We start from the raw sequence: 26820 nt of genomic DNA on the forward strand, positions 1-26820 counted from the left end.
TTCTCTGGGGCGCGGAGATGTGTATAAGGGACGGGGCCGTCAGCGCCGCCGTCGCGCGGCGGCGTGCCGCGCGACGGCGGCGATGACGGCCCGGGCGTTCCCGGCCGTCCGCGACTTGGCGGACGTCCTCGGGCGGGTGGGCGCCTGCTGCGCGGGGACGGTCCGGACACCGGAGACCACCCCGGTGGCGGACGCTCCGGCGTGCGCTCCGGCGCCGACCGGGCCGACGACGAAGCCGAGCAGGCCGAGCACGACGACGAGCAGCCGGGCGGCGGACGGGCCCGCGAGCAGCGTGCGGACGGCGGGCAGGACGGGATGCCGCGAGTCGCGCATGCCACCCTCCCCGGTCATCGAGCGTGCCGTCCGGCAGACCATCCCCGCCAACCTAGCCCAGGTTCTCCGGGCCGGAGACGCCCTTCGGCGTTCACCGGCGGAAACACAGAAGCAAAATCCCGTCAAGGTTACCCACCGCGACAATCACATCACCGAGGCGTCCGCATGCGGCCTTACCAGCAGACACTGGATGGTGTCCCAATCCGGCCAGGCCGCAATCGGCCGCTGGCCATTGCCGGACGCGTCAACGCGAATTACTTTCGCGTATGCCCACCCCGAACCGGACAGAGGAGTCTCCGGTGGCACGTATTAGACAGACCGCGATCATCGGGACCGCCGCGCTGGCCGTCCTCGCCGCGGGGGTCGCCCCCGCGTACGCCGCGGGAACGACCATCCGCCAGGGCTCGACCACGGCCGGCGCCTACTCCGGCAACGTCCAGGCCTCACTGCTCGGCACCGCGACGGTCTCCACGTCGATCGGCAGCGGATCGTGCAGCGAGTCGACGATGACCGGCTCCATCAACTCCGACGGCACGAACCTCAACATCGCCTCGGCGACCTTCAGCGGCGCCGGAGGCGGCCCCTGCTCCGGCAGCACCAGCTCTACGATCACCGCACTGAACCTGCCGTGGACGGGCGGTACCGTCAGCTACGACTCCGGCCACACGAGCGGTCGCGACGCGGCCGTCACCATCGCCAACTTCAAGGTCAGAGCCGTCGTGAACCTGTTCGGTGGCATCACCTGCGAGTTCGGCGGCAACCTCACCGCCAACGGCTACAACGGCGACAACGCCTCCCGTCCGGACACGAGCAGCAGCGACGCCCAGGTCGGCGTGCAGAACGCCCAGGTCAGCAAGACCGGCGGCAGCTTCCTCTGCCCGGGCACCGCGACGGTCAGTGCGACCTACGCGCTGCGCGGCGAGACCACCGCCGGATCCGGCACCTACGACCAGGCCCTCTACATCACGGGCTGACGCTCCCCGAGAATCGCTCCCAACCGAGGACACGCTCCCACGAGGTGCTCCCACGAGAAGCGGGCCGCCCCCAGCACACGGGGGCGGCCCGCAGCGGTCTTCCCCGCCGGACCGGTGGTCAGCAGCCGATGAGCTGCGCCGCGAGGAACGACTCGACCTGGCTGATCGCGATGCGCTCCTGGCTCATCGTGTCGCGCTCCCGGACGGTCACCGCGTCGTCCTCCAGGGTGTCGAAGTCGACGGTGACGCAGAACGGGGTGCCGATCTCGTCCTGGCGGCGGTAGCGGCGGCCGATGGCGCCGGCGTCGTCGAAGTCGACGTTCCAGTTCCTGCGCAGCCGCGCGGCGAGGTCGCGGGCCTTCGGGGACAGGTCGGCGTTGCGCGACAGCGGCAGCACGGCGACCTTGACCGGGGCGAGCCGCCGGTCGAGCCGCATGACGGTGCGCTTCTCCAGCTTGCCCTTGGCGTTGGGCGCCTCGTCCTCGGCGTAGGCGTCGATCATGAAGGTGAGCGTGCAGCGGTCGACGCCCGCCGCGGGCTCGACCACGTACGGGACGAACCGCTCGCCGGACTCCTGGTCGAAGAACGACAGGTCGGCGCCGGACGCCTTGGAGTGCGTCGTCAGGTCGTAGTCGGTGCGGTTGGCGATGCCCTCCAGCTCGCCCCACTCGCTGCCGACGAAGTCGAACTTGTACTCCACGTCGACGGTGCGCTTGGAGTAGTGCGACAGCTTCTCCTGCGGGTGCTCGTAGAGCCGCAGGTTCTCCTTGCGGATGCCGAGGTCGACGTACCACTGCATGCGCTCGTCGATCCAGTACTGGTGCCATTCCTCGTCGCTGCCGGGCTTGACGAAGAACTCCATCTCCATCTGCTCGAACTCGCGGGTCCGGAAGATGAAGTTGCCGGGCGTGATCTCGTTGCGGAACGACTTGCCGATCTGCCCGATGCCGAACGGCACCTTGCGGCGCGCGGACTGCTGGACGTTCAGGTAGTTGATGAAGATGCCCTGCGCGGTCTCGGGCCGCAGGTAGGCGAGGCCGGACTCGTCCTCGACGGGGCCGAGGTAGGTCTTGAGCAGGCCGTTGAACATCTTCGGCTCGGTGAAGGAGCCCTTGACCCCGCAGTTGGGGCAGGAGACGTCGGCGAGGCCGCCGGCCGGGGCCCGGCCGTGCTTCTCCTCGTAGGCCTCCTCCAGGTGGTCGGCCCGGAAGCGCTTGTGGCAGGACTGGCACTCGGTGAGCGGGTCGACGAACGCCTGGACGTGGCCGCTGGCCTCCCAGACCTCGCGCGCCAGGATGACGCACGAGTCGAGGCCGACGATGTCGTCGCGGCCCTGCACCATGGACTTCCACCACTGGCGCTTGACGTTGTTCTTCAGCTCGACGCCGAGCGGCCCGTAGTCCCAGGACGCGCGGAGTCCGCCGTAGATCTCGCTCGACGGGTAGACCAGGCCCCGCCGCTTGGCGAGATTGACGATCGTGTCCAGCACATCGGAACGGCGTGCCATGTATCTTCTCCATCCGGCTGGCGGTCGGCGGGACAGTGAGTGCGCCCCCGGGCCCCGCGCGGAGCGGCGGGCGGCGGCGAGTGTGATCCCCGGTGATGAGCTCCGGCGCGGTCGTCGCCGGCGCCGGAGAGCGTTCCCCAGCTTAGGGCACCTGGCGGGCTGGAAAGCGCTAGTAGACGCGTCCGTCCACGATGTTGCTGTCGATGTTGAGCGTGACGCCGCCGTGCTTCTCCTTGTGGCCGCCCCGGTACTGCTTGATGCGGCGGTGCGGGGACCACCAGCGGTCCGGCAGGTACGGGTCGTTGTAGACCGACGCCTTGCCGTTCCAGTTGGCGAACCAGATGCCGGCGGGCTTGCTGATGCCGGTGGCCCAGCCGACGTCCCGGATGCCGGACTTCGCGCTGCTGTAGAGGCACGGGATGTACCCCTCGTCCGTCAGGCGCTCCACCCATTTGTCGACGAACTGCAGGACGGCGGCCTTGCACGCCTTCTTCTTGCTGTTGTACGCCTCCATGTCGAAGTAGATCGGCGCGCCCTCCGGGATGCCGAGCGCCTTGGCCTTGCGGGCGGCGTCCACGGCGGCCTTCGCGCCCTGCTTCGCGGCGTTCTTGCGGGTGAAGCGCTGCGGGCGGCTGCCGCACGGCGCCTGCAGGCCGACGTAGGTGGGCGTGATGCGGTAGCCCATCTCACGGACCTGCTTCACCCAGGACGCGGAGAGGTTCGGCTGCGCGCAGCCGCGCGCCGCGCCGCCGATGTAGATGTTGGTGACCTTGAAGGACGGCCGCCACGCCTTCATGGTGGCGAGCGACGGCGCCGTGCACGTGTCGAATCCCTTGCCGCGCACCCATGGACGGTCCATGTCGGCGTCCGGCACCGAACCGTTGGCGGGTGCCTCCCGGCGGACGTCCGGACTGGATGGGACGGGCCTGCGCGGCGCGGCGGTCCATTTCGCCGAAAGCCTGGTGCCGCGCAGCATCCGCTGGAGCCGCGCCGGGTCCGTCCCGTAGACGCCGGTGATCGTGACCCCGGCCTCCGGGAGGGTGAGCCGCGTCTCGTGGTCGGCGTTCGGCGCGACGGTGAGGCTCGCGAGCTTGTCGGCGTGCACGACCGTCCGCGCGCTGCGACCGTCCCCGGCGGGCTCGATGTGGACGGCCTCGGTGCGTCCGACGACGCGGGCCGGGCAGTCGGGCTGCGGCCCGGGACGCCCGAGGTAGACGGCATGCCGGTCATAGCGGACGCATCGGGCCGGGTCCGCGTCGAGCCGGTGGACCGCCCACCCCGCCGGGACGGGGACGCGCAGCCCCCGGTACTCGACGACCCGCGGCCCGCCGCCCGCCGTCAGCGCGGCGGCCGGACGGGACGCGAGCCGCGCGGAGTCCGTCCCGAGGACGGCGAGGACGGGCGCGACCGCCGCCGCCCCGGAAAGCACGCTGAACAGGACGGCATGGCGCATCACATCTCCCCCGAGACCCACGCGTGATCATGTAGGGGCAGAGATGACCATGGAGGCGCCCACCGAAACCGGACGAGGACGCTTCTTGCCCCCCACTTGCCCTCCCCGTTGATTTGCGGCGTGTTGCCCTTATGGCGGCGCGGATAAGGGCAACACGGCGCAAGTGAACGGGCGTTCAGGCGGAGGTGACGACCTCGTAGGCGCCTGGTTCGTCGACGGCCCACACGGCCAGGGGCATGAACTGGAGTCTCACCTCGTACACGCCCAGGGCCCGCCGGTAGTGGCCGGCGCCGTCCCATTCGGTGACGAGCGCCCAGAGGCCGGGGTCGTCCACGGTCCGGGCCAGGCGGCCGGAGTGGAAGCCGGGGCTCGTGGACAGCGCCGCCAATACGCCGGTCATCGCCTTGGCGAAGCCGTCGGCCTCCTCGTCCGGCACCCGGTACCGGGTTATCGCGATCATTCGTCCATCCTGCATTACCTTGGGGCACGTGGAGACGAAGGGTGAGCGCGGGAGCGGGCTGCGGGCGGCGATCGAGCGGCGGAGCGCGGCGGCGGTGGTGTTCCTGCACCGGCTGCCGCGGTGGGTGCTGCTCGTCGCGGTGTTCCTGCTGCTGGTGGTCGGCATGGCCGGGACGGGCTGGGTCGCCGCGGCCGGGCTGCTCGTCCTCGCCGTCGCGCTGGCCTGGTTCGCCTACCTCAACTGGCCCGAGCTGGGCGGTTCGGGACGGCTGCTGCGGGTCGTCGCGCTGGCGGTCCTGGTCGGTTTCGCCCTGGGGCGCGGCATCGGCCGGTTTTGACAACCGTTTTCATCTTCGTCCATAATCGCCGTGTGCCCCGCGTCCGCGACTCCCTGCGCGCCCTCCCGGCGGCCGCCCTGGCGCTGGCCGGGCTCGCCGCGGGACTGACGGGCTGCGCCGGTGCGGGCGCCGACGTCCCGCCCGGCAAGACCGCCGTGGTCGCGTCGATCTATCCCATGGCGTGGCTGGTGGAGAGAGTCGGCGGGGACGACGTCTTCGTCCGGACGCTCACCAGGCCCGGGACCGAGCCGCACGACCTGGAACTGACGGCCCGGCAGGTCGCCAACATCGAGGATGCGGGCTTCACCGTCTACGTCAAGGGCGTCCAGCCCGCCGTGGACGACGCCGTCGGCAAGCACGCCAAGGGCGGATCGCTCGACGCCGCCTCGGTGGTGAAGACGCTGCCGCCGCCGGGCGAAACCGACGACGAGGAGGCGCACGACGGCGTCCGCCACCGCGAGGCGTCCTACGACCCGCACATCTGGCTCGACCCGAGCCGCATGGCGACCGTCGCGACCGCGCTCGGCGAGCGGCTGGCCGCCGCCGACCCCGGCCACGCGGACGGCTACCGGCGGCGCGCCGGGGCCACGGCCAATGAACTGACCCGGCTCGACCGCTCCTTCCAGGACGGCCTGAAGAACTGCGCGCGCCGGGAAATCATCACCGCGCACGCGGCGTTCGGTTATCTGGCGGACCGCTACGGGCTGCGGCAGATCCCGGTCTCCGGGGTCGACCCGTCCGGCGGGCCGTCGCCGAAGCGGCTGGCCGAGCTGACCCGGCTGGTGTCCGCCACCGACGCGACGACGGTGTTCACCGAGACGCTGGTGAGCCCGAAGACCGCCGAGGCGCTGGCCCGCGAGGCCGGCGCGCGGACGGCCGTGCTCGACCCGGTGGAGGGCATCGAGGACGGCTCGCCCGACGACTACATGACGATCATGCAACGGAACCTGCGGACCCTGCGTCCGGCCCTGGAGTGCTCATGACCGACACGGCTCCGCCGTTCGCGATGACCGGCGGCGGCGTCCGGCGGGACGGCCGCGAGGTGCTCGCGGGCATCGACCTGCGGGTCGGCGCGGGCGACGTGCTGGCGGTCCTCGGGCCGAACGGCGCGGGCAAGTCCACGCTGGTCAAGGCCCTGCTCGGGCTGGTCCCGCTGAGCGCCGGGCGGACGGAGATCTACGGCGAGCCGCCGGCCCGGTTCCGCGCGTGGAACCGGATCGGGTACGTCCCGCAGCGGCTGCCGATGGGCGGCGGCGTCCCGGCGACCGTCCGGGAGGTCGTGGCGTCCGGGCGGACGGCCCGGCGGTCGCGCATGCTGCCCGCCCTGTTCACCGACCGGGCGGCCGACCGCGCCGCCGTCGACCGCGCGCTGCGGACGGTCGGGCTCACCGAGCGGGCCCGCGACTCGGCGCACCTGCTGTCGGGCGGCCAGCAGCAGCGGGTGCTGATCGCCCGCGCCCTCGCCGGGGAGCCCGACGTGTTCGTGCTGGACGAGCCGACCGCCGGCGTGGACGTGCGCAACCAGGCGGCGCTCGCCTCCACCCTGCACGAGCTTGCCGGAGACGGCCGCACGGTGGTCCTCGTCGCGCACGAACTCGGCCCGATGGAGCCGCTCGTCACCCGCACGATCGAACTGGGCCACGGCCGCGTCGTCCACGAGACGGCCCGCGAGAGCGTGAGAAGGACCGCGTGAGCGAGATGCTTCAGTACGACTTCATGCGCGTCGCCCTGGTGATGGCGGTGCTGATCGGGCTGACCGCCCCGGCCGTGGGGACGTTCCTCGTGCAGCGCAAGCTCTCGCTGCTCGGCGATGGCATCGGCCACATCGCGCTGACCGGCATCGGCCTGGGGCTGCTCACCAGTACCTCCCCCGTCCTCGGCGCGCTCGTCGTGTCGGTGCTCGGCGCGGTGGCGATCGAGGTGCTGCGGGCCCGCAGCCGCAGCGGCGGGGACGTCGCGCTCGCCCTGCTGTTCTACGGCGGCCTGGCCGGCGGCGTGATCCTCACGAACGCCAACGGCGGCGGGTCGGCGACCCTCCAGTCCTACCTGTTCGGCTCGATCAGCAGCGTGACCGTGACCGACCTGTACGTGGTCGCGGGGCTCGCCGCCGCCGTCCTCGCGATCATCGCGCTGTTCGGCCGCGAGCTGTTCCTGCTGTGCCAGGACGAGGAGGTCGCGCGGGCGGCGGGCCTGCCGGTCCGGTTCCTCAGCGTGCTGATCGCCGCGACCGCCGCGGTGACCGTGGTGATCTCGATGCGCGCGATCGGGCTGCTGCTGGTCAGCGCGCTGATGATCGTCCCGGTGGCGGCGGCGCAGCAGCTCACCCGCGGCTTCTGGGGGACGATGCTGGCCGCGATGGGGATCGGGGTGGTGTCGGCCGTTTCGGGCCTCGCCGGGTCCTTCGAGTACGATCTGCCTCCAGGCCCCTCGATCGTGCTGCTGGCCCTCGCGGTGTTCGCGGTCGCGGTCGCCGGGGGCTCGGTGGTGCGCCGCAGGCGCGCCCGCGCCGGCACGGCGGAGGACGCGGCGGGAGAGGCCGCGCACGCCGGTTCCGGTGCGGACGCGCGCGTGGATGCCGAGGCGGAGGTGCTTGGAGGATGACGACGGCCCGCCGGGACGCGGTACGGCAGGTGCTGGCCGGCTCCGAGGGATTCCGGAGCGCGCAGGACATCTATGCCGACCTGCGCGCCGACGGCTCCAAGATCGGCCTGACCACCGTCTACCGGGCGCTGCAGGCGCTCAGCGACGCGGGCGAGGTCGACGTGCTGCGCACCGACGAGGGCGAGGCCGTCTACCGCGCCTGCCGGACCGAGGAGCACCACCACCACCTGGTCTGCCGCGACTGCGGCCGGACGGTCGAGGTCGAGGGCCCGGCCGTGGAGCGCTGGGCCGACGCGATCGCCGCCGAGCACGGCTTCACCGGCATAACGCACACCGTCGAGGTCTTCGGGACGTGCCCGGACTGCACGGCCAGGGCCCGCTGACCGGCGGGTAACCACGCGCGGCGAACCGGCAAGGCGCGCACTTCACACGCACTGTAGGCAATCCTTGGCAAATTGTGACATCTACTTGCGAGTAGCTATATGTCATAAATGTCCCGTCGCCACGGCAGGCCCGACCGCGGGCCCCCGGGGGTGCGTGGCGCCCGCACGAGAGGGCGTTCATGACCAGACGGGCGTTCACCAGCCGAAGGACCGTGCTCCTGGCCTCGGCGACCCTGCTCGCGACCGCCGGCACCGCCGTACCGGCCTCCGCGCAGCAGGCGCCTTCCCCGCCGACCCCGCAGAAGGCCGCGGAGCGCGCGCTCCACGCGCTCACCGCGCGCGGCCCCGAGGTCCGGGCCGGGGACGGGCAGGCGTTCAAGGTCGTCCGGGTCGCGATGGACCGGGACGGCACCTCCCACACCCGGATGACCCGCACCTACGACGGCCTGCCGGTGCTGGGCGGCGACGTCGTCGTCCACCAGTCGGCGTCCGGCACGTGGCGCGGCAGCAGCGGCACGCTCGCCAAGGCACCGGCCGACGCCAGCCCGGAGGTCTCCGCCAAGACCGCCAAGAAGCGCGCCGTCACCAAGCACCGCAAGGCGGAGGGCTCCCCCGCGCTCGTCGTCGAGGCGCGCACCGCCGACCACCAGCCGCGCCTCGCCTGGCGCATCCAGACGGTCGGCAAGCAGGCCGACGGGACGCCGAGCCGCGTCTTCACGTCCGTGGACGCCGCGACCGGCAAGGTCCTGCTCCGCGAGGAGACGATCCACACCGAGGCCGGCGACGGCAAGTCGCTGTACACCGGGACCGTCCCGCTGAACACCACCAAATCCGGCAGCACCTTCCAGCTGAAGGACCCGTCGCGGGGCAACACCTACACCGGCGACGCCGAGAACGAGACCGACCTCTGCTTCCTCATCTGGTGCTTCCGGCGCGCCCCCGCCACGCTCTTCACCGACGCCGACAACCACTGGGGCAGCGGGACGACGTCCGACCGCGCCACCGTCGCCGTCGACGCCCAGTTCGGCACCGACATGACGTGGGACTTCTACAAGAACGTCTTCGGCCGCACCGGCATCGCCGGCGACGGCAAGGGGTCCTACAACCGCGTCCACTACGGCGACGGCTACGCCAACGCGTTCTGGGACGACTCGTGCTTCTGCATGACCTACGGCGACGGTGACGGCGTCCAGCTCGGCCCGCTCACGTCCCTGGACGTGGCCGCGCACGAGATGAGCCACGGCGTCACCAGCTCCACCGCGAACCTCACCTACTCCGGGGAGTCCGGCGGGCTGAACGAGGCGACGTCCGACATCATGGCCGCCGCCGTCGAGTTCTACGCCGACAACGCCAACGACGTCGGCGACTACCTGGTCGGCGAGGAGGTCGCGCTGCCCGGCCTCGGGCAGCCCGCGCTGCGGTTCATGGACCGGCCCAGCCGGGACGGCAACTCGGCCGACTCCTGGTCGTCCAGCACCAAGAACCTCGACGTGCACTACTCCTCGGGCGTCGCGAACCACTTCTACTACCTGCTGTCCGAGGGCAGCGGCGCGAAGACGATCAACGGCGTCTCCTACAACAGCCCCACGTCCAACGGCTCCACGATCACCGGCATCGGCCGGGACGCCGCCACGAAGATCTGGTACCGGGCGCTGACCACGTACATGACGTCCTCGACCAACTACCAGGGCGCGCGCACCGCGACCCTGAACGCGGCGACGGACCTCTACGGCGCGGGCAGCACGCAGTACAGCACGGTGGCCGCCGCCTGGTCCGCGGTGAACGTCAACTAGGACTCCCGTTCCGGGGAGACGGCCCCGCGCCCGCGTTCCGATGTGCCGCGCGGGCGCGGGGCTTTACCGGGTTGATGATCCACCGGACGCGGCCATGGTGAACAATCATGGGCATGGCTACGACACGTACCGCAAACGCACACTGGGAAGGCTCGCTCATCGAGGGCCAGGGCACCGTCTCGCTGGACTCCTCGAAGCTCGGCACCTACGACGTGACCTGGCCGGCGCGGTCCGAGGAGCCGGGGGGGAAGACCAGCCCGGAGGAGCTCATCGCCGCCGCGCACTCCACCTGCTACTCGATGGCGCTCTCGCACGCCCTCGCCGGCGCCGGTTCGCCGCCGGAGAAGGTGGACACCAAGGCGGAGGTCACGTTCCAGCCGGGTGAGGGCATCACCGGCGTCCACCTGACCGTCCGGGCGAGCGTGCCCGGCCTGTCCGCGGCCGACTTCGAGAAGTTCGCCCAGGACGCCAAGGCCGGCTGCCCGGTCAGCAAGGCCCTCGCGGGCACCACCATCACCCTGGACGCGGCCCTCGCCTGAGGGTCAGCCGGCGGCGGCGGGTTCCACCTTGTTGGGGATCGCGCCGCCGTACCGGCGGTCCCTGGACGCGTAGAGCTCGCAGGCGTGCCACAGGTGGCGGCGGTCGAAGTCGGGCCAGAGCGTGTCGAGGAAGACCATCTCCGCGTACGCCGACTGCCAGAGCAGGAAGTTGGACGTGCGCTGCTCCCCCGACGAGCGCAGGAACAGGTCGACGTCCGGGATGCCGGGCTCGTCCAGGTAGCGGGCGAAGACCTTCTCGCTGATCTTGTCGGGGTTGAGCTTGCCGTCCCGGACGTCGCGGGCGATCGCCGCGGCCGCGTCCGCGATCTCGGCCCGGCCGCCGTAGTTCACGCAGAACTGCAGGGTGAGGACGTCGTTGCCGCGGGTCATCTCCTCGGCCGTCTCCAGCTCCTTGATCACGCTGCGCCACAGCCGCGGCCGGCGGCCCGCCCAGCGGACGCGGACGCCCATCGAGTGGAGCTGGTCGCGGCGGCGGCGGATCACGTCCCGGTTGAAGCCCATGAGGAAGCGCACCTCGTCCGGCGACCGCTTCCAGTTCTCGGTGGAGAACGCGTACGCCGACAGGTAGGGGACGCCCAGCTCGATCGCGCCCATGATCACGTCGAAGAGCGAGTCCTCGCCGCGCTGGTGCCCCTCGGTGCGCGGCAGCCCGCGCTCCTTCGCCCAGCGGCCGTTGCCGTCCATGACGATGGCGACGTGCCGGGGCACGAGGTCCGCGGGGATCGGGGGCGGGACGGCGCCGTCCCGGTGCGGCTCCGGCGGCGATACGGCCCTGCTCAAACTCGCTCCCTGTCGGTGTCGTCGGTGTCCCGCTCCACATGGCGGAGCGAGCGGATGCCGTGCTCCAGATGCCACTGGAGGTAGGCGGCGACCAGGCCGCTGGTCTCGGACCGGTGCCGCTGGTCGCTGGCGTCGGCGTACTCCCAGTCGCCGCGCAGCAGCGCCAGCATCAGCGCGAACGTCGGCGGCGCCGGGGTCGCGGCGCCCGGCTGCCGGCAGTTCGCGCAGATGGCGCCGCCCGCCGCGATGGCGAACCCGCGCAGCCCGCCGCGGGTGCCGCAGCGGCAGCACGCGTCCAGCGCGGGCGCCCAGCCGGCGACCGACAGCGAGCGCAGCAGGAACGCGTCCAGGACGAGCCGCGGGTCGTGGCTCCGCTCGGCGAGCGTGCGCAGCCCGCCGACCAGCAGCAGGAACTGCCGCAGCGCGGGCTCGCCCTCCTCGCTCGTCAGCTTCTCCGCCGTCTCCAGCATCGCCGTCCCCGCCGTGTAGCGGGGGTAGTCGCTGACCAGGGCCTCCCCGTACGGGCGCAGCGTCTCGGCCTGCGTGATCAGGTCGAGGGACCGCCGCTCGTACAGCTGGAGGTCCACGTGCGTGAACGGCTCCAGCCGCGCGCCGAACCGGGACCTGGTCTTGCGGACCCCCTTCGCCGCGGCGCGGATCCGGCCGGTCCGCCGGGTCAGCACCGTCACGATGCGATCGGCCTCGCCCAGCTTCTGGGTGCGCAGGACGATGCCTTCGTCGCGGTAGAGGGTCACCCGTTCATTCTGGCGTACGCCGCCCGATGCCTCGGCGGTGGCCGGGCATCTCCCCAGGATTTGCACAAGTCACCCGGACGGTATCGCTGCGCGTCGCAACCATCACATACCGTGACCGGATTCGGCCGCGGCGTCCTGCCGAAAGTTGTGGCCTGAACCACAGCGAGCTGGCAGCGTTGGGGCATGAGATGCCACATCGTGCCACCGCACATGCTGGAGCGGATCGCCCGCGGCGCCGATGACCCGGCGCTCCGCGCCCGCGCCCGCCGTACGCTGGCGCTCACCTCCGCGCAGTTCGCCGACCGGAAGACGACCGCGGCCGGGGCCCCCGCCCCGTCCGAGGACTTCGTCCCCGACCGGACGATCGGCGACGCCGGGAACGGCGAGCAGCTGCCCGGCCGCACGGTCCGCGCCGAGGGCGCCGCCGCCTGCGGCGACGAGGCGGCCGACCAGGCCTACGACTGGCTCGGCGCGACGTTCGACTTCTTCGAGGCCGCGTACCGCCGCAACTCGATCGACGGCGCCGGGCTGCGCATGGTGTCGACCGTCCATTACGGCGACAAGTACGACAACGCGTTCTGGAACGGCGAGCAGATGGTGTACGGGGACGGCGACGGCGTCCTGTTCACCTCGTTCACCGGCTGCCTCGACGTCACCGGGCACGAGCTCTGCCACGGCGTCACGCAGCACACCGCGAACCTGGAGTACTACGCCCAGGCGGGCGCCCTCAACGAGTCCTTGTCGGACGTGTTCGGCTCGCTCATCAAGCAGTGGCATCTCGGGCAGACCGCCGACCAGGCCGACTGGCTCATCGGGCAGGGCCTGCTCGCCGAGGGCGTCGACGGCGTCGCGCTCCGCTCGATGAAGGAGCCCGGCACCGCCTACGACGACCCCCGCCTCGGCAAGGACCCGCAGCCCGCCCACATGGACCACTACGTCGAGACCTACCGCGACAACGGCGGCGTCCACATCAACTCGGGCATCCCCAACCACGCCTTCTACCTCGCCGCCACCGCCATCGGCGGCAACGCGTGGGAGAGGGCCGGGCGCGTCTGGTACGACACGCTCACCGGCGGCGCCCTGCCCGCCGACGCCGACTTCGCCGCCTTCGCCGCCGCGACCGCCCAGACCGCGACCCGCCTGTACGGCGCCGACGCGGTCGAGACCAAGGCGGTGAACCGAGCCTGGACGGGGGTAGGCGTCCCCATGGAGGCGAACGGATAGCGCAGTGAAAGTGACAATCGTCCGCAGCGGAGGGTTCGCGGGGATCGAGCGGCGCGCCGAGTCCGACAGCGCCAGCGACCCCATGCTGACGAGGCTCGTCCACCGCGTGGACCTGAAAACGGTGCCGCCACCGGGCCGAATCCCCGATCAGTTCCTGTACGAGATCGACATCGACGGCGACAGCACGACCGTCGGCGAGGCCCAGCTCCACGGCCCCCTCCGCGAACTCGTCCACCACGTCCTCGGCCGCGCCCGCTGACGGCGGGCAGGGACCGCGGGCAGGGACCGCGGGCGCCTCCCAACGCCCGCGGTCCCCGGTCCCCGGTCAGTTGCGGTTGATGGTGAACGTGGTGGTGGTGTTCTTGATGTCCTGGTAGTTGTCGTGCAGGTCCAGGCCGTTGAAGGTCACCGAGCCGACGGCCGGGCCCTGGCCGGCTTCGGGCTGCTCGTTGACCCAGATTCCGAAGCCGGACTTGGCGTCGAACTCGTCACCGCTCTTGCGCGCGCCGGAGATGCTGACGTTCGTCAGGACGGTGTCGGTGATCGGGTTGAGCGGCTGCCCTCCGGTGTACTTCGTCTGGAACATGATTCCGGAGTAGGTCGGGTCGACGATGTCGACGTCGCTGATGCGTAGACCGCGGAACGGGAATTCTCCCGAGAACAGCCACAGGGCCGGGAACGTCTGCTGCCCCCAGAAATGGCCGCCGTCCCGGACGAGGGAGATGTTCTCGAACTTCGTCTGCGGGGTCGACTCGAAGCCGAGGGCGGGAATGCCGCCGAACTGCAGCGTGCCGATGGTGATCCCGGAGTAGACGAGCGTGTCGGCGATGTGGATGTTGCGGAAAGTGTTGCCGCCCCCTCCATAGACGGCGAGGCCGGCGGCACGCCAGGTCAGCAGGGACGTGAGGTCCTCGAAGACGTTGCCGGTCTCCTGCTCGTTGTGGTTGTCGATCGCGGGGAACAGCGCGAAGCTGTCGTCACCGGTGGTGCGGGTCTCGACGTTCGCGACGTGGTTTCCGCTGCTGCCGTTGGTGAAGTTGAGGCCGTCCGCCCACGTGTCCCGGATACGGGTGTTCTTGATCGTGGAATCGTCGACGTTGGTGCCCCAGAACAGGCAGACGACGTGCTCGGCCCAGATGTCGTCGATCGTCATGTCGCTGACGTTGGAGAAGTCGAACACCTTTCCGGGCCCGTCGATACGGGACGTGTAGTTGCCGAAGAACCCGAATCCGGAGAACGTCGACCCGTTGGCGGACGCCTCCGTCCGGAATCCCGCGTCGGTGTTCTGCTGGTTCGGCGGCGTGCGGAGCCGGGTGAACCACGGGCCCGCCCCGACGACCTTGACCGCCTTTCCTTGGAGTGTTCTCCCAGTAAAGCTAGGAGATTCCCGCCTACCTTGCAGTGGCGGGCTTGACGCGGCGAGCGCGCCTGACGACTGCCCTCCCGGCAGCCGGGACGAGCGGGTGGCCCGTCTGATACAGGTGCAAGATGTTACGGGCGGCGTTGTGGTCGGCGTTGCCTTCCCAGCCGCAGCCGGTGTTCTTGCACGCGAATCTAGCCTGGCTCCGTCGGCTGCCTGGGGAGGTCAACCCACACGCCGAGCAGCGCAGCGAGGTACCGGGAGCGGGCACCTTGCGCAGTGCCCCGCCACGCTGGGCAGTCTTGTAAGTCAGCATCACGAGCGTGCGGCCCCATGCCTCCTGGGTGATGGAGCGATTCAGCCCTGCCTTCTGCGCGACGTTGCGACCAGGCTCCTGGAGTGTGCCACGGGCAGAGGCAACCATGGCGGGAATGTGCAGGTCTTCCACCACGATCACGCTGTACTGGTCGGCGAGGAGTGTGGTGGTCTTGTGCTGCCAGTCGACGGCGCGGCGCTTGGCTCTCGCGCGTAGCCGGGCGATCTGGTCATAGGTTCGCTGCAAGCGGCGGGAGGTTCCCTGGCCAGGCTTGCCGAAACTCTTGCGGTGCGCGGCCCGGCACTCCAACTCCAGCAGTCGAGCTTTCTCGTTGTCGTTCAGCCATTTGTCGCGGTCGGTGCGAGCGTCTTTGGTACGTGCCGGGCGGCCATGACTGTGGTGATTGCCGTCAGACAGGGCGAGCGAGATATTGACTCCGACGTCAATTCCAACCTCTGGGCCCGCATGCGGCTCAGGCTCGACCTCCAGCACCTGGATCCGGAAGGCGAGGTGCCAGCCGAGTGCGTCCTTGACCAGTCGTGCGCCGGTGATCCGGTTGCCGGTGTTCGCGTGCTTGCCAACCGGGAGGTTCTTGGTCCAACGAAACCGGACCCGGCCCATTTTAGGGATGTTGACCATTCCCCACCGGCGGTGCACCCGCTTTACGTGCAGGTCCCGGCCCTGGGGGATGTCCACACTCATCACAGTGCGGAGCCGAGCCTTAAAGGCAGGCGCCTCCGCGCGGCCCTCCCAGCAGTTGCGCCACGCTTTCATGTAGGTCTTCAACACTGCCTGCGCAGCCTGGGCAGGCAGGACGGCGAGCCAGTCGATGTCGCTTCGGGCCTGGCGGATCGCCGCCTCGGCTGCCGCCAGCGACCGGAGTCGCCTAGGCATCATGGTCCACCAGTCGTGCAGAAGATTCCACAGCGCCCGCGCGGCATGCGCCTGAGCGTTCAGCGCGGCCACTTGGTCAGGTGGCAGCACCAGGCGGACCCGGTGCCCAAACTGCCGCTTGACCATGGCTTCATCGCTCACGGTAAGTGAGCATACCATCGCTTTATGCTTCCAGAACTGTGTTGAATACCGGAGCTGAACTTCATTGGCTTGTCGACGGCGGTGTCGGCCACCTGCACGTGACGGTGTTCCCGCTGTGCGGGTTGAACGTGTAGGTGGCGGACGGCTTGATCGTCGTGAACGACCCCTTCGGGCTGCTGCGTCCGAGCACCTCGATCGTCTGCGTGCGCGTCGCCCACGCCGCGTCCGGGTTCAGCTTCACCACGACGAACGTCAGGTCGGCCTTGGCACCCAGGTTGACGGTGAGCGTGGCCGGGTAGGCGCCCGAGCCCGACTCCCAGTACGTCGCCACGTCGTTGTCGTTGGCGTTGGTGTCGACGAACGTGAACACGTGCGACGACGCGGTGATCGGCTTCCCGGCGGCGAGGTTCGTCCCACCGCCCTGGCCCTGCCTGGTCACGACGTTGCTGTTGGACGAGAGGTTGCCCGCCGCATCCCTCGCCCGCACGTAGTACGAGACGGTCGCCGTCGCCGGCTGGCTGTCGGTGTAGGTGAGGACGTCGCCCGGGACACTCGCGCGCTTCTCACCGTTGGCGTAGATGTCGTACCCGGTCACACCCACCGCGTCCGACGCGGCGTTCCACGTCAGGCGGATCTTCCCGGCGGACGGCTCGCTGAACGCAAGCCCGGACGGCGCGGTCGGCGGCGTCTGGTCCCCGGTGGACGGCCCGTAGATCTCCAGCTCCGAGAGCTGCCCGGCGGGCCATCCCGTGTTGGCGGTGACGCGGACCCGCAGGTAGCGAGTGAGCTTCGCCGAATACGTCAGCGTCACCGTGTTGTTGGCGGACGGGTCGAAGACGCGGCCGCCGGAGCCGACGAGGTCGGTGTAGGTCGTCCCGTCCGTGCTGCCCTGCACGGACAGCGTCTGGGTGCGGCTCCCCCAGTTCGCCGTCGGGAGCTTCAGGACGACCTTGTTCGTGTCGACGGAAGCACCGAGATCGACCCGGATCCACTGCGGAAAGGCGTTGTTCGCGCTCTCCCAGTAGGTGGCCTGGTTCCCGTCGTTGACGTTGGACGCGACGTACTGGCCGTTGGAACTGCTCACGGACACGGTCTTTCCCGTGGCCAGGTTCGTTTCGGCCGCCGCCGCGGGCGGCGCCGCCGGGCCCATGAGCCCGGCCGCGGCCAGCACCGCGGCCAGCAGGATGCGGAGGGACTTCGATCTCATTGCTGGTACTTCTCCCTGTCGGTGAATGCGGGGGGGTGGGCACCTGCCTGGGAGGAGCGGCAGAGACTGGGGGGCTAGCGGAGCCAGGCGGCCGTGTCGGGCGGGAGCAGGCCGTCCTGCAGCGGGCCGCTGGCGAGGAGGACCTCGCCGGTGACCGGCACCGGCTCGGCGCCGAGGTTGATCACGCAGGTCAGGCCGGAGTCGCGGCGGAACGCCAGGACGCCGTCCGCTGAGGGGAGCCAGGTGAGGGAGCCGTCGCCGAGGTGCTCGCGGCGGAGCGCCAGGGCGTCCCGGTAGAGGTTGAGCATCGAGCCGGGGTCGGCGTCCTGCGCCTCGACGGTGAGGGTCTTCCAGTCGGGCGGCTGCGGGAGCCACGGGTCGCCGCCGCCGAACCCGAACGGCGGCTCGTCCCCCGACCAGGGGAACGGGACGCGGCAGCCGTCGCGGCCGGGGTCGGTGTGCCCGGAGCGGGCCCAGATGGGGTCCTGGCGCAGGTCGTCCGGGAGGTCCTCGACCTCCGGCAGGCCGAGTTCCTCGCCCTGGTAGATGTAGACGGCGCCCGGCAGCGCCATCGCGAGGAGGGCCGCCGCCCGCGCGCGGCGCAGCCCGAGCACCCGGTCGGTGGGCGCGCCGTGCTGCCGGTCCTGCAGGTCGAACGAGGTGCCGGCGCGCCCGTACCGCGTCACGGGCCGGACGACGTCATGGTTCGACAGCACCCACGTGGGCGGCGCGCCGAGCGGGATGTGCGTCGCGAGGGTCGTGTCGATCACCTTCCGCAGCGCCTCCGGTTCGAGGGCGCAGTTCAGGAAGTCGAAGTTGAACGCGGTGTGCATCTCGTCCGGGCGCAGGTAGCGGGCGAAGCGCTCCTGGTCGGGCAGCCACACTTCGCCGACGAGCATCCGGTCCGGGTAGGCGTCGGTGACCTTCCGCCAGCCCCGGTAGATCTCGTGGACGCCGTCCCGGTCGGTGAACGGGTCCAGGCCGTCCGGCTCGGCGTCGGGGTCCTTCACCAGGAGGGCGGCGGAGTCGATGCGGATGCCGTCCACGCCCCGCTCGAACCAGAACCGCAGGACGTCGTGGAAATCGTTGACGACGTCGGGGCTCGTCCAGTTGAAGTCGGGCTGCTCGGGCGCGAAGAGGTGCAGGTACCACTCGCCGTCCGGGACGCGGCTCCACGCCGGCCCGCCGAAGATCGACTGCCAGTCGTTGGGCGGCCCGCCGTCCCTGCCGGGACGGAACCAGAACCGCTCCCGCTCCGGCGAGCCGGGCCCGGCGGCGACCGCCTCCCGGAACCAGGCCGACTCGTGCGAGGAGTGGTTCGGCACCACGTCCAGGATGATCCGCAACCCGGCGGCGTGCGCCTCGCCGATCAGCGCCTCGGCCTCGGCGAGCGTGCCGAACACCGCGGCGACGTCCCGGTAGTCGGCGACGTCGTAGCCGCCGTCCGCCATCGGCGACGGGTACCACGGGTTCAGCCACAGCGCGTCCACGCCGAGCCGGGCGAGGTAGGGCAGCCGGTCGCGCAGGCCGGCGAGGTCGCCGGCGCCGTCGCCGTTGCCGTCCGCGAAACTGCGCGGGTAGACCTGGTAGATCACCGCGCCGCGCCACCATGTTCCGGGCATGCGAACAACTCCTTAGAGAGAAAGTGCGGGACGGGGAAGGGGGTCAGCCCTTCAGCCCGCCCGCCGTGAGACCGGCCATGATGTGCCGCTGGAAGACGAAGAAGACGAGGATGGTGGGCACGCTCGCGATCACCAGCGAGCCGATCAGCACGTTCTGCGGGACCTGGACGGCGAGGGACGAGATCGCCACGCTGATCGTCTTGCGGTCGGTGTCGGGGAGCACGAGCAGCGGCCAGACGAAGTCGCGCCACACGTTCACCACGGTGAAGATCGACACGACGCCGAGGATCGGCCGGGACACCGGCAGCACGATCGACCACAGGATCCGGGCGGGCGAGGCGCCGTCCACCTCCGCGGCGTCCAGCAGTTCGGTCGGGATCGAGTCGAAGAACCGCTTGAGCAGGAAGATGTTGAACGCGTTCGCGGCGGCCGGCAGCCAGATCGCCCACGGGGTGTTCAGCAGGTTGACGTGGAAGATCGGCAGGTCCTTCACGGTCAGGTAGGCGGGGAGCAGGATCACCATCGGCGGGATCATCAGCGTCGCCAGCATCCCGCCGAGGATCGCCTTCCCGAGCAGCGGCCGCAGCTTCGACAGCGCGTACGCGGCGGTGACGTCCACGCCGAGCGTGAACAGCCACGCCCCGAACGCGTAGAGGGTCGTGTTCCACAGGTACTTGCCGAGGTCGAGCTGCCGCCACGCCTCCCGGTACCCGCTCAGGTCGATACTGTGCGGGAACACGCTCGGCGGGACGTCGGCCAGCTCGTCCGGCGACTTCATCGCACCGGTGACCATCCAGTAGAGCGGGAAGACGAACACGAACGTGAACGTCACGAAGACGGTGCCGAACACCGTCCAGTAGACGGCCTTCCCGCGCCGGGTGCCGAGGGTGTGCGGCGAGACGAGCGTCCGGGTCTCCGACATCGCTACCTCGCTTCCTCGCGCGAGACGCGCAGGTAGATGACGGAGAACACCATCAGGACGAGCATGAGCATCAGCCCGAGCGCCCTGTGGAAATGGGAACGTGCTCGCACAACCAAGTAAGTGACGGTGGCGTCCTCAGAGCCGCCGCCGGTGGGCAGGAGCGGCGCGTAGAACACCTGCATCGTCATGATGATGTGCAGAGGTGGCATGACGAGCAGGATTAGCTTCGTCTTCGGCATCGTGATGCCCTGATCCGGCGGATCAGCCCAGCCGCTCCAGCGCCGCCGCCCGTGCAGTTCGACGGAGGAGCTTGCAGGAGGGACAGGCCAACGCGCCGCTGCCGGAGTTCCGTTCATCTCGACTCCGGTATCAGCGAGATCAACACAGCATCAGTCACGTCGACCGGTTCGGTGCAGGTAAGCGACAGAACCCGCTGAACGCAGGCCACGTCGCCGAAGTTCGTGAAGGTCAACCACCGGCCCTATTGGCTGGCTTGCAGCTCGTGACTGCCCCTGACTAGAGGACGGTTACGCGGCCGCATCAGGCGTGCTGACGAACGCCCACGCCGTTCGTGCACGTCTCGCGACGTTCACGGCGGCGATGTGGTCGGCCGGGCCAGCGAGCCCGCAGACCACGCACTTGAAGTCGTCCCGGGTGGGACGGTTCTTGCGGCAGACGTGTCCGCACCGCGGACATCTCTGGGAGGTGTAGGCCGGATCCACCTCAAGGACGGGCACGCCGACACGCCGGGCCTTGTAGGCGATGAACTCGCCGAGCTGGTGGAACGGCCAGGACGACAGGGTGGCCCGCTGGTGCCGCTTGAGCCGGACCCGGTCACGGATGCCCTGGAGGTCTTCCAGGGCGATGCCGCGTCCGGTGCGTTGGGCATCGGCCACCATCGTCTTAGCGATCTTATGGTTCGTGTGAGCGGGCGTGTCGGGACTCCCGGCGCGCCCGCTGCTTGAGCTTGCGTCTAGCGGACTTGGTGCCCTTGGCCTGCAGCTCGGCACGGACTCGAGCCATGCGCCGCCGGTACCGCTGCAGCCCTCGGCCCTGGTAGTTGTCGCCGTCGGAGGTAGTCGCCAGGTTGGCGATACCCCGGTCAACCCCAACCCAGTCGACAGGGTCGTGGTTCAGTGGCGCCTCAGGTACCTCACATGTAGCGAGAAGGAACCACTTGCCGTCGCGGCGCACCAGATCACTCTCGCCCTTGCGATGGTCGGCCAGCGTCTTGAGCTGGGACGGCTCACCAGCGAAGGCGAGATCCCTCATCCGGCCGCCAGTGGTCCAAATTGACACCGTCCGCGCGTCCATCTGCCACGACAAACACCGGTCATCAAACGCCTGCGCGGCATCGGGGCGAAAGGTGATCGGTTTACTCTCGGCCTTGGTCCTGCGCACCGACCTTGCCCCGCCCAGCAGTCCCGCCTCCATCTGGGCGCGTAGCGTCGCGTAGGCGTCCGCAGCCTTGCGGATCACGTGGATAGCGGGCTGTGCCGACAGCCCTAGCGCCTTCACGTCTCTGTAAAGGAGCTTCTGTAGCCCGACGCGAGAGAACACTCGCCGCTGAAAAGCGTCCCGCGACACGAAGTCCGCGGCCATGTTGCAGACATGCAAGGTCGCCGCCAGCGCCTCCGCTTGATCGGGCGTTGGCATCAGTTTGATCTGCACCACCAACTTCACGGAGGGGAGTTTACCAGTTACATACAGCTATCATGGTCGCACCTCGAAAGCCGTTCGGAGTGAAGTGCCAGCCGCCCTGGTTCTTGGAGCTGAGCTCGGCGTAGCCGACGACGCCGTCGCCGAGCGCGCTGATCTTCTTGGCGGCGTCGCGGACCTCGGCCCAGGTCTTCGGCGGCGCGTCCGGGTTCAGGCCGGCCTTCGTGAACAGCTTCCGGTTGTAGAACAGGCCCATCGTGTAGTTCTGCCGGGGCAGCCCGTACACCTTGCCGCCCTCCTTGAACACCTTCGCCACGGTCGGGTCGAGGTTCTTGTACTGCTTCACCTGGCCGATGTACGGGGTCAGGTCGGCGACCTGGCCGTGCCGGACGATGTTCTGGACGTCGGTGAAGTAGACGTAGAAGACGTCCTCCATCTGCCCGCCGGCGAGCTTCGCCTGGAACGTCTGCGGGTCGATGCAGGGGAAGGCGTCCTTGCCCTCGATCGTGATGTTGGGGTGCAGCTTCTGGAACGCGGCGACGTCCTCGTTCCACTCCTTGCGCTGCGCCTCCTGGCTCTTGGCCGGCATGCAGCCGACCGTGACCGACACCTTGGTGCCGGCGTCCAGGGGCGCGCCGTCCGTGCCGCCTGCGCCGTCCCCGCCGCAGCCGGCGGCGGTCGCGCCGAGAACGGCGGTGAGCAGGGTGGCGAGTATCCGGGATCTCATGGGGGTTCCTCCTGGGCCGTCGGGTCGGCCAATTGCGAGGAACATACATAGACCAACAACTCAATGCAATAGCTGAATTAAGATGCGCAAGAACTCGACAATGTGACCGGTCCCGGACGTAAACCGAGGTCGGAAAGACGAAAGCCGCCCTGCGTGAGGGCGGCTTTCGGACGGTCCGAAGTCAGGCGGCGCGCACGGGCGCGGTGGAGGCGCGGACGACCAGTTCCGGCTCGTACAGCAACTCCTCGGCGGTCACCGAGCCGCCTTCCACCTGGTTCACCAGCAGCGTCACCGCCGCGCGGCCGATGGCCTCGATCGGCTGCCGGACGGTGGTGAGCGGCGGGTTCACGCAATTCATGAACGCCGAGTCGTCGTAACCGACGACCGAAACGTCGCCGGGCACCGACATGCCGAGCCGCCGGACCGCGCGGATGACGCCGAGGGCGAGCGGGTCGCTGGCGCAGATGAGGCCGGTGACGCCGTCCCGGATCAGCCGCCCGGTGACGGCCTGCCCGCCCTCCAGGGAGAACATGCTGCGCCTGATCCAGGCGTCCGGCAGCTCGGCGCCCGCGCGTTCGGCGGCGGCGCGGACGGCGGCGAGCTTGCGGCTGGACGGGACGTGGTCGGCGGGGCCGAGGACGACCCCGATCCGCTCGTGCCCGAGGGACAGCAGGTGCGCGAACGCCTGCTCGGCGGCCACCGCGTCGTCGGTGGAGACCTGCGGGAAGCTGAGCTTCTCGCTGGCCGCGTTGACCAGCACGACGGGCAGCCGGACGTCGAGCAGCCGGTGGTAGTGGTCGTGCGGCGCGTCGGCCTCGGCGTACAGCCCGCCGGCGAAGACGATGCCGGACGCCTGCTGCTGCAGGAGCATCTCGACGTAGTCGGCCTCCGACAGGCCGCCCGGGGTGAGCGTGCACAGCACCGGCGTGAACCCGCGCTGGGCGAGGGCGCCGCCGACGACCTCGGCCAGCGCGGGGAAGATCGGGTTGCCGAGCTCGGGCAGCACGAGGCCGACCAGCCGGGCCCGCTCGCCCCGCAGCTGGGTGGGGCGCTCGTAGCCGAGCACGTCGAGGGCGGTGAGGACGGCCGCGCGGGTCGCGTCCGAGACCCCGGGCTTGCCGTTCAGGACCCGGCTGACGGTGGCCTCGCTGACCCCGACCTTCTTGGCGACCTCGGCCAGTCGACGTGTCATGCCGCAACTATACGGCGTGATCGCGCAAACGGCTTACGCTTCTTGCGCGCGGGACACCCGGTTCACGGCGGACAGGATGGCCTTGAGCGACGCGGTGACGATGTTGCCGTCGATGCCGGCGCCCCACACCGTCGCGCCGTTCACGTCGCACTCGACGTAGGCGGCGGCGCGGGCGTCGCCGCCGGCGCTCATCGCGTGCTCGGCGTAGTCCAGCACCCGCACGTTGATCCCGACCGTGGCGAGCGCGTCCTCGAACGCCGAGACCGGGCCGTTGCCGACGCCCTCGATCTCGCGGATCTCGCCGTCGATCCGGACGTCGCAGGCGAGCGCGTCCTTCTCGTCCACGCGGGACGTGGCGCGGTGCGCCAGCAGCCCGGCGCGCGGGCCGTTGCCCAGGAACTCGGCCTGGAAGATCTCCCACATGCGCTCGGGCGTGACCTCGCCGCCCTCGCTGTCGGTGTGCTCCTGCACGACCCGGGAGAACTCGATCTGCAGCCGGCGCGGCAGCTCCAGGGAGTGCTCGGTCTTCATGACGTAGGCGACGCCGCCCTTGCCGGACTGGCTGTTGACCCGGATGACGGCCTCGTACGTCCGGCCGACGTCGTGCGGGTCGATCGGCAGGTACGGGACCTCCCAGCGGTGCGCGTCCACCGTCGTCCCGGCGGCCTCGGCGTCCCGCCGCAGGTGGTCGAAGCCCTTGTTGATGGCGTCCTGGTGGGAGCCGGAGAACGCGGTGTAGACCAGGTCGCCGCCGTAGGGGTGCCGCTCGTGGACGGGCAACTGGTTGCAGTACTCGACGGTCCGGCGGATCTCGTCGATGTCGGAGAAGTCGATCTGCGGGTCGACGCCCTGCGTGAACAGGTTCAGGCCGAGGGTGACCAGGCAGACGTTGCCGGTGCGCTCGCCGTTGCCGAACAGGCAGCCCTCGATGCGGTCGGCGCCCGCCATGTAGCCCAGCTCGGCGGCGGCGACGGCGGTGCCGCGGTCGTTGTGCGGGTGCAGCGACAGGATGACCGAGTCCCGGTAGGCCAGGTTCCGGTTCATCCACTCGATCTGGTCGGCGTACACGTTCGGCGTCGCCATCTCGACCGTCGCCGGCAGGTTGACGATGACCTTGCGGTCCGGGGTCGGCTTCCACACGTCGTTGACGGCGTTGCAGACCTCAACGGCGTACTCCAGCTCGGTGCCGGTGAACGACTCGGGCGAGTACTGGAAGTAGATCTCGGTGTCGCCCATGTCCTCGGCGAGCTTGGCGCACAGCTTGGCGCCCTCGACGGCGATCGCGGTGATGCCGTCGGTGTCCTGCCCGAACACGACGCGGCGCTGCAGCGTGCTGGTCGAGTTGTACAGGTGGACGATCGCCTGCTTGGCGCCGCGCACCGACTCGAAGGTGCGCTCGATCAGCTCGGGACGGGCCTGCGTCAGGACCTGGATCACCACGTCGTCGGGGACCCGGCCCTCCTCGATGATCTGCCGGACGAAGTCGTAGTCGGTCTGGCTGGCCGCCGGGAACCCGACCTCGATCTCCTTGTAGCCCATGCGTACCAGCAGCTCGAACATCTGCAGCTTGCGGTGGGCGTCCATCGGGTCGATCAGCGCCTGGTTGCCGTCCCGCAGGTCGACCGCGCACCAGCGCGGGGCCTCGGTGATGACCTGGTCGGGCCAGGTGCGGTCCGTCAGCTTGACCGGTGCGAAGGGGCGGTAGCGCTGGAAGGGCATGCCGGAAGACTGCTGTTGCGGATACATCCGTTGAGATCTCTCTGCTCGAACCCTGCGGCCGACGTCCACGTCAAAGTCCCGCAGCGAGGGAGCCGACCTGTTCTACAGGCCCCCGCTGCGGCCGCTAAGGAGGAGCAGCTCACGCAACACGCCTGCCAACGTAACAGATGGCATCCGGGTTACGGAAACCCGCGTCCGGATACTGAGACAACTGCGGCCTCCCGCGTCTCACGGAACGCTCCTCGGCGCCGCCGGAATTCCCCGCCCACGGTCAGGGGACGAGCACGGAGAGGCAGGTCACACAGCCGTCGAGGGCCTCGAACTCGCTGATGTCGACGCTCGTGACGCGCAGGCCGTCCGCCGCCAGCTGGGCCGCCGTGCGCGGCGCCGAGGACGCCAGCAGGACGTGGCCGGGCCCGAGCAGCACCACGTGGGCGCCCGACGGCTCCGGGGCGACGCGCATGCACGGCAGCACCGACGTGTCCACCATGTCGGGCATGCCGATCAGGCCGCCGTCCGGCAGCGCGGTCATGGCCGACTTCAGGTGCAGGCAGCCGCGGGTGTCCACCGGGACGACCTTCCGCCCGCCCAGCAGGTGCGCGAGCTGGCAGATGCCCTCCTCGTTCGTGCGGGCGCCGCGCCCCACGTAGACGGTGTCGCCGACGCTCAGCACGTCGCCGCCGTCCAGGGTGCCGGGAGCCTCGATCCGCTCGATGCGCAGGCCCAGCTCGCGCGCCGCCTGCTCCGCGCCCGCGCTCTCGCCCCGGCGGCACTCCTCCCCCGACCGGCAGAGGATCGCGACGTCGCCGGCGACGACGAGGGCGTCCTCGATGAACACGGCGTCGGGATGGTCGTCGGCGGGCGGCACCGCGCGGACCCGCCAGCCCGCCGCGCTCAGCGCCGCGACGTACGCCTCGTGCTGGCGCGCCGCGAGCGCGGCGTCCACCGGGCGGCGGGCGGCGTGGGTGACGATGCCCTCGGCGATCCGCGGCCCGGGGGCGCGGACGAGTGCCCTGCCTGTCGGTTCCATGTCAGCGCGCCGCCCCCTCGGTGGTCACGATCACGCCCAGCGCGTACGCGCGGGACATGCCGAGCAGGTCCGCGATGCCGTGCAGGGCCTGCCGCTCGCCCTCGCCGAGCTGCCCGTCGGCCAGCCCGATCCGGACGGCCTGCGCGAGGAACCACTCCTTGGCCTCCACCGCGAGCTGGGCCCCGGCGAGGACGACCTCCCGCTCCAGGAACGTGCGGCGCAGCGCGAGGTCGGCGTTGACGGCGTCCGCGTCGTACTCGGGCTCGCCGTACCCGGTGACGGTCGCGATCGCGCGGGCGCGCGCGGCCGCGTTCGACGGGTCGCCGGCCCGCAGCACCAGCGCGGCCGCCGCCCGCATGCCCGCCGCGAGGGTCTCGGCCATCTGCTGCGCGGTCGGCGTCCGCAGCGCCGCGACGGGGAACCGGCCCCGGCACGTCCGGCACTCCACGGCGTGGCCGAGCCGCCACAGCGGCACCATCGGGACGAAGAACACCGAGAACCAGCGGCGCCCGGCGCGCCTGCGGTAGGCGCGGTCGCCGCCGCACTGCGGGCAGTGGAACGTCCCCTCGCTGACCGTACGGAACACCGCCGTCAGGCCGAAAACGAGCAACACCGGGGTTCTCCTCCCATAACGGACTTCGTCCAAAGTACCGACCGGACGGCACCGACGTGGCCGTCCCGGTCAATGCCGCTTCTGCCTTTACGCTGGGTTCATGACCGGTGACCTCGGTTCCGACGCGGGACGCGCGCGCTCGCGCCCGTCCTTCCTGCCGCCCGTCGACGGCTATCCGCCGCCGCCCGGGGACCCCGCCGGGCGGCGGCGGATAGCCGTCGACGGGCGGCAGGAAGGCCCACGCCTACTCAGCATCTA

The 26820-nt window shown here is 70.5% G+C and carries 29 protein-coding genes; 10 read left to right on the top strand and 19 right to left on the bottom strand.

The genetic code is table 11. The features are described from left to right. Positions 1–39: 39 nt before the first annotated feature. Entirely contained in the window at positions 40–333 is a 294-nt protein-coding gene (locus HUX53_RS31345; protein ID WP_176406828.1) for a hypothetical protein, read from the bottom strand. 299 nt (positions 334–632) lie between these two features. Here HUX53_RS31345 and HUX53_RS31350 point away from each other — a divergent pair, with 299 nt between their 5' ends. Then, positions 633–1307, top strand: a complete 675-nt coding sequence (locus HUX53_RS31350) for a hypothetical protein (RefSeq protein WP_176406829.1) — start codon at positions 633–635, stop codon at positions 1305–1307. A 118-nt stretch (positions 1308–1425) separates the two neighbouring features. Here HUX53_RS31350 and HUX53_RS31355 read toward each other — a convergent pair whose 3' ends face one another. From HUX53_RS31355 to HUX53_RS31365, 3 genes are all read right to left on the bottom strand, one after another. After that, a complete protein-coding gene (locus tag HUX53_RS31355; protein ID WP_176406830.1) occupies positions 1426–2814 on the bottom strand; it encodes a glycine--tRNA ligase in 1389 nt (462 codons plus the stop codon). Positions 2815–2983: 169 nt separating this feature from the next. Next, positions 2984–4267: a DUF1906 domain-containing protein gene (locus HUX53_RS31360; RefSeq protein WP_176406831.1), complete on the bottom strand. Its 1284-nt coding sequence runs from the start codon at positions 4265–4267 to the stop codon at positions 2984–2986. 175 nt (positions 4268–4442) lie between these two features. After that, positions 4443–4727, bottom strand: a complete 285-nt coding sequence (locus HUX53_RS31365; RefSeq protein ID WP_176406832.1) for an antibiotic biosynthesis monooxygenase — start codon at positions 4725–4727, stop codon at positions 4443–4445. Positions 4728–4755: 28 nt separating this feature from the next. On the opposite strand from HUX53_RS31365, the gene HUX53_RS31370 reads away from it, so the two are divergent. The 7 genes from HUX53_RS31370 to HUX53_RS31400 all read left to right on the top strand — a co-directional run bounded on the left by HUX53_RS31370 (position 4756) and on the right by HUX53_RS31400 (position 10380). Beyond that, a complete protein-coding gene (locus tag HUX53_RS31370) occupies positions 4756–5064 on the top strand; it encodes a DUF6703 family protein (protein WP_176406833.1) in 309 nt (102 codons plus the stop codon). A 32-nt stretch (positions 5065–5096) separates the two neighbouring features. Further along, complete coding sequence (locus HUX53_RS31375; RefSeq protein WP_309237520.1) at positions 5097–6047, top strand: metal ABC transporter substrate-binding protein; 951 nt, start codon at positions 5097–5099, stop codon at positions 6045–6047. Beyond that, complete coding sequence (locus HUX53_RS31380) at positions 6044–6757, top strand: metal ABC transporter ATP-binding protein (protein ID WP_176406834.1); 714 nt, start codon at positions 6044–6046, stop codon at positions 6755–6757. Before HUX53_RS31375 ends, HUX53_RS31380 begins: the two co-directional genes overlap by 4 nt. Next, entirely contained in the window at positions 6754–7665 is a 912-nt protein-coding gene (locus HUX53_RS31385) for a metal ABC transporter permease (RefSeq protein WP_176406835.1), read from the top strand. The genes HUX53_RS31380 and HUX53_RS31385 overlap by 4 nt, the downstream gene beginning before the upstream one ends. Beyond that, a complete protein-coding gene (locus HUX53_RS31390) occupies positions 7662–8048 on the top strand; it encodes a Fur family transcriptional regulator (protein ID WP_176406836.1) in 387 nt (128 codons plus the stop codon). Before HUX53_RS31385 ends, HUX53_RS31390 begins: the two co-directional genes overlap by 4 nt. A 179-nt stretch (positions 8049–8227) precedes the next feature. Then, the gene (locus tag HUX53_RS31395; protein ID WP_176406837.1) at positions 8228–9841 is read left to right on the top strand and encodes a M4 family metallopeptidase; all 1614 of its coding nucleotides are present in this window, start codon (positions 8228–8230) and stop codon (positions 9839–9841) included. A gap of 113 nt (positions 9842–9954) precedes the next feature. Then, entirely contained in the window at positions 9955–10380 is a 426-nt protein-coding gene (locus tag HUX53_RS31400; protein WP_176406838.1) for an OsmC family protein, read from the top strand. Between the two features lie 3 nt (positions 10381–10383). On the opposite strand, the gene HUX53_RS31405 is transcribed toward HUX53_RS31400, so the two are convergent. Next, the gene (locus HUX53_RS31405) at positions 10384–11181 is read right to left on the bottom strand and encodes an isoprenyl transferase (protein ID WP_176406839.1); all 798 of its coding nucleotides are present in this window, start codon (positions 11179–11181) and stop codon (positions 10384–10386) included. Next, on the bottom strand, positions 11178–11936 hold the full coding sequence (gene recO, locus HUX53_RS31410; protein ID WP_176406840.1) for a DNA repair protein RecO: 759 nt from the start codon (positions 11934–11936) through the stop codon (positions 11178–11180). The genes HUX53_RS31405 and recO overlap by 4 nt, the downstream gene beginning before the upstream one ends. Positions 11937–12119: 183 nt before the next feature. Between recO and HUX53_RS31415 the strand changes: the two genes are divergently transcribed. Then, positions 12120–13160 carry a M4 family metallopeptidase gene (locus HUX53_RS31415; RefSeq protein WP_176406841.1) on the top strand — a complete coding sequence of 347 codons (1041 nt, stop codon included), beginning with the start codon at positions 12120–12122 and terminating at the stop codon, positions 13158–13160. Positions 13161–13164: 4 nt separating this feature from the next. Then, positions 13165–13419: a protealysin inhibitor emfourin gene (locus HUX53_RS31420; protein WP_255205825.1), complete on the top strand. Its 255-nt coding sequence runs from the start codon at positions 13165–13167 to the stop codon at positions 13417–13419. A gap of 66 nt (positions 13420–13485) precedes the next feature. On the opposite strand, the gene HUX53_RS31425 is transcribed toward HUX53_RS31420, so the two are convergent. The 13 genes from HUX53_RS31425 to HUX53_RS31480 form a co-directional block, all read right to left on the bottom strand. Further along, positions 13486–14313 carry a hypothetical protein gene (locus tag HUX53_RS31425; RefSeq protein ID WP_217920137.1) on the bottom strand — a complete coding sequence of 276 codons (828 nt, stop codon included), beginning with the start codon at positions 14311–14313 and terminating at the stop codon, positions 13486–13488. Positions 14314–14551: 238 nt separating this feature from the next. Next, positions 14552–15871, bottom strand: a complete 1320-nt coding sequence (locus tag HUX53_RS31430) for an RNA-guided endonuclease TnpB family protein (protein ID WP_217920138.1) — start codon at positions 15869–15871, stop codon at positions 14552–14554. A 61-nt stretch (positions 15872–15932) separates the two neighbouring features. Next, the gene (locus HUX53_RS31435; protein ID WP_176406842.1) at positions 15933–17078 is read right to left on the bottom strand and encodes a discoidin domain-containing protein; all 1146 of its coding nucleotides are present in this window, start codon (positions 17076–17078) and stop codon (positions 15933–15935) included. A gap of 74 nt (positions 17079–17152) precedes the next feature. Beyond that, positions 17153–18700 carry a glycoside hydrolase family 13 protein gene (locus HUX53_RS31440; protein ID WP_176406843.1) on the bottom strand — a complete coding sequence of 516 codons (1548 nt, stop codon included), beginning with the start codon at positions 18698–18700 and terminating at the stop codon, positions 17153–17155. 43 nt (positions 18701–18743) lie between these two features. Further along, positions 18744–19622 (bottom strand): carbohydrate ABC transporter permease, encoded by an 879-nt coding sequence (locus HUX53_RS31445; RefSeq protein ID WP_176406844.1) that lies wholly within the window; start codon positions 19620–19622, stop codon positions 18744–18746. Positions 19623–19624: 2 nt separating this feature from the next. Next, complete coding sequence (locus HUX53_RS31450) at positions 19625–19978, bottom strand: hypothetical protein (protein WP_176406845.1); 354 nt, start codon at positions 19976–19978, stop codon at positions 19625–19627. Positions 19979–20149: 171 nt separating this feature from the next. Beyond that, positions 20150–20521, bottom strand: coding sequence for a transposase (locus tag HUX53_RS42735; protein WP_309237521.1), 372 nt, complete (start codon positions 20519–20521; stop codon positions 20150–20152). Positions 20522–20534: 13 nt separating this feature from the next. Continuing rightward, the gene (locus HUX53_RS42740; protein WP_309237522.1) at positions 20535–21305 is read right to left on the bottom strand and encodes a transposase; all 771 of its coding nucleotides are present in this window, start codon (positions 21303–21305) and stop codon (positions 20535–20537) included. A gap of 10 nt (positions 21306–21315) precedes the next feature. Further along, on the bottom strand, positions 21316–22008 hold the full coding sequence (locus tag HUX53_RS31460; protein WP_176406846.1) for an ABC transporter substrate-binding protein: 693 nt from the start codon (positions 22006–22008) through the stop codon (positions 21316–21318). A 181-nt stretch (positions 22009–22189) separates the two neighbouring features. Further along, the gene (locus HUX53_RS31465; RefSeq protein WP_176406847.1) at positions 22190–23200 is read right to left on the bottom strand and encodes a LacI family DNA-binding transcriptional regulator; all 1011 of its coding nucleotides are present in this window, start codon (positions 23198–23200) and stop codon (positions 22190–22192) included. Positions 23201–23233: 33 nt separating this feature from the next. Next, complete coding sequence (gene leuA / locus HUX53_RS31470) at positions 23234–24946, bottom strand: 2-isopropylmalate synthase (RefSeq protein WP_176406848.1); 1713 nt, start codon at positions 24944–24946, stop codon at positions 23234–23236. 244 nt (positions 24947–25190) lie between these two features. Further along, the gene (gene ddaH / locus HUX53_RS31475; RefSeq protein WP_176406849.1) at positions 25191–25949 is read right to left on the bottom strand and encodes a dimethylargininase; all 759 of its coding nucleotides are present in this window, start codon (positions 25947–25949) and stop codon (positions 25191–25193) included. A gap of 1 nt (position 25950) precedes the next feature. After that, a complete protein-coding gene (locus tag HUX53_RS31480) occupies positions 25951–26562 on the bottom strand; it encodes a TerB family tellurite resistance protein (RefSeq protein ID WP_176406850.1) in 612 nt (203 codons plus the stop codon). Positions 26563–26820 lie beyond the last annotated feature (258 nt).

This window comes from Actinomadura sp. BRA 177 (assembly GCF_013372625.1).
In the GTDB taxonomy this organism is placed as follows: domain Bacteria; phylum Actinomycetota; class Actinomycetes; order Streptosporangiales; family Streptosporangiaceae; genus Spirillospora.

What these genes read in the sequence shown, in the direction of transcription:
- HUX53_RS31355 (WP_176406830.1), bottom strand. Translation starts at nt 2,814, where the DNA reads ATGGCACGCCGTTCCGATGTGCTGGACACGATCGTCAATCTCGCCAAG.
- HUX53_RS31425 (WP_217920137.1), bottom strand. Translation starts at nt 14,313, where the DNA reads ATGACGATCGACGACATCTGGGCCGAGCACGTCGTCTGCCTGTTCTGG.
- HUX53_RS31365 (WP_176406832.1), bottom strand. Translation starts at nt 4,727, where the DNA reads ATGATCGCGATAACCCGGTACCGGGTGCCGGACGAGGAGGCCGACGGC.
- leuA (WP_176406848.1), bottom strand. Translation starts at nt 24,946, where the DNA reads ATGTATCCGCAACAGCAGTCTTCCGGCATGCCCTTCCAGCGCTACCGC.
- HUX53_RS31345 (WP_176406828.1), bottom strand. Translation starts at nt 333, where the DNA reads ATGCGCGACTCGCGGCATCCCGTCCTGCCCGCCGTCCGCACGCTGCTC.
- HUX53_RS31450 (WP_176406845.1), bottom strand. Translation starts at nt 19,978, where the DNA reads ATGAACGGAACTCCGGCAGCGGCGCGTTGGCCTGTCCCTCCTGCAAGC.
- HUX53_RS31445 (WP_176406844.1), bottom strand. Translation starts at nt 19,622, where the DNA reads ATGTCGGAGACCCGGACGCTCGTCTCGCCGCACACCCTCGGCACCCGG.
- HUX53_RS31415 (WP_176406841.1), top strand. Translation starts at nt 12,120, where the DNA reads ATGAGATGCCACATCGTGCCACCGCACATGCTGGAGCGGATCGCCCGC.
- HUX53_RS31380 (WP_176406834.1), top strand. Translation starts at nt 6,044, where the DNA reads ATGACCGACACGGCTCCGCCGTTCGCGATGACCGGCGGCGGCGTCCGG.
- HUX53_RS31460 (WP_176406846.1), bottom strand. Translation starts at nt 22,008, where the DNA reads ATGAGATCCCGGATACTCGCCACCCTGCTCACCGCCGTTCTCGGCGCG.
- HUX53_RS31395 (WP_176406837.1), top strand. Translation starts at nt 8,228, where the DNA reads ATGACCAGACGGGCGTTCACCAGCCGAAGGACCGTGCTCCTGGCCTCG.
- HUX53_RS31440 (WP_176406843.1), bottom strand. Translation starts at nt 18,700, where the DNA reads ATGCCCGGAACATGGTGGCGCGGCGCGGTGATCTACCAGGTCTACCCG.
- HUX53_RS31400 (WP_176406838.1), top strand. Translation starts at nt 9,955, where the DNA reads ATGGCTACGACACGTACCGCAAACGCACACTGGGAAGGCTCGCTCATC.
- HUX53_RS31390 (WP_176406836.1), top strand. Translation starts at nt 7,662, where the DNA reads ATGACGACGGCCCGCCGGGACGCGGTACGGCAGGTGCTGGCCGGCTCC.
- HUX53_RS31360 (WP_176406831.1), bottom strand. Translation starts at nt 4,267, where the DNA reads ATGCGCCATGCCGTCCTGTTCAGCGTGCTTTCCGGGGCGGCGGCGGTC.
- ddaH (WP_176406849.1), bottom strand. Translation starts at nt 25,949, where the DNA reads ATGGAACCGACAGGCAGGGCACTCGTCCGCGCCCCCGGGCCGCGGATC.
- HUX53_RS31465 (WP_176406847.1), bottom strand. Translation starts at nt 23,200, where the DNA reads ATGACACGTCGACTGGCCGAGGTCGCCAAGAAGGTCGGGGTCAGCGAG.
- HUX53_RS31435 (WP_176406842.1), bottom strand. Translation starts at nt 17,078, where the DNA reads ATGAGATCGAAGTCCCTCCGCATCCTGCTGGCCGCGGTGCTGGCCGCG.
- HUX53_RS42735 (WP_309237521.1), bottom strand. Translation starts at nt 20,521, where the DNA reads ATGGTGGCCGATGCCCAACGCACCGGACGCGGCATCGCCCTGGAAGAC.